Below are 1,057 nucleotides of genomic sequence, written 5' to 3'. Positions count from 1 at the left end.
TAGAGCGGATTCGCGTTAATCCGGATCGTATCCAGCGGCTTTGAAGAAGTTGGCGCATTCTGCGGGTTCAATGAATGCTGCGATGCGTGCGATTGCGTCCCAGAGGCCGTCGACGGATCGCTCGGCGGCCTTGCGCAGGAGCGCCTTGAGTTTGGAGAAGGCGTTCTCGATCGGGTTGAAGTCGGGGCTGTAGGGCGGGAGGTAGAGCAGCCTGGCGCCGGCGGCCTCGATCGCTGCGCGCACGCCGGCTCCCTTGTGGCTTCCGAGGTTGTCCATGATCACGACGTCGCCGGGCGCAAGCTCCGGTACGAGAACCTGATCCACATAGGCTTGGAAGCTGCGGCCATTGATCGGCCCGTCCAGCGCCATCGGAGCGACCATGCCCGTCAGACGCAGGCCGGCCACGAAGGTGGTCGTCTTCCAGTGGCCGTGCGGGACCGCGGCCCGGAGCCGCTCGCCCTTCGGGGCCCGGCCGCGGCGGCGGGCCATGTTGGTCGAGGCCCAGGTCTCATCGATGAACACGAGCCGCTCCGGATCGAGCTCCGGCTGGGCCGCGAACCAGTCGCGCCTTCGCTTCAGGACGTCCGGACGCTCCTGCTCTTCGGCGTGCGCGGTCTTTTTTTGACCGTCAGGCCGGCGCGACCGAGGAAGACCCACACCGCCGTCCGCCCGACCGCGACGCCGCGCTCGGCCGTGATCCTCTCCGCAAGCTCGGCGAGCGTCATGTCGCTCGTGCGGGCGAGTTCGAGCACGTAGTCGCGATGCGGGTCGAGCTTCGAGCGCATCGGCTGGCCTTGTCGGCCGGGCTTGCGATCGCCGCTCTCACGCGCCTGCCGCACCCACCGGATCGCCGTTGCGATCCCGACCCCGAACCGCGCCGCCGCATGACGCGCCGGCGTCCCGTCTCTCAACGCCGCGTCGATCACACGATCCCGAAGGTCCTGGCTGTAAGCTCGAGCCATCCCAATCCTCCGCCACCTCAGATGGCGAAGGACTCGCACGCATCACGCCTCGACGGAATCCCAACGCAGAATCGGAAAACCAAGGACCCGCTCTA

At 67.5% G+C, this 1,057-nt stretch carries 1 protein-coding gene; it reads right to left on the bottom strand.

Translation table 11 applies throughout. The annotated features are described in order from the left end of the window. Positions 1-15: 15 nt before the first annotated feature. Positions 16-962, bottom strand: a protein-coding gene (locus EK403_RS22035) for an IS630 family transposase (RefSeq protein WP_128779594.1) whose coding sequence is annotated in 2 segments (ribosomal slippage) — positions 16-626 and positions 626-962 — 948 coding nt in all. Because the reading frame shifts where the segments join, the coding sequence is not laid out codon by codon here. Positions 963-1,057: the final 95 nt, after the last annotated feature.

The organism is Hansschlegelia zhihuaiae (genome assembly GCF_004103825.1).
Taxonomy (GTDB): Bacteria; Pseudomonadota; Alphaproteobacteria; order Rhizobiales; family Methylopilaceae; genus Methylopila; species Methylopila zhihuaiae.
The sequence above is the reverse complement of the archived record's forward strand: the minus strand, read 5'-3'. Positions and strand labels throughout refer to the sequence as shown.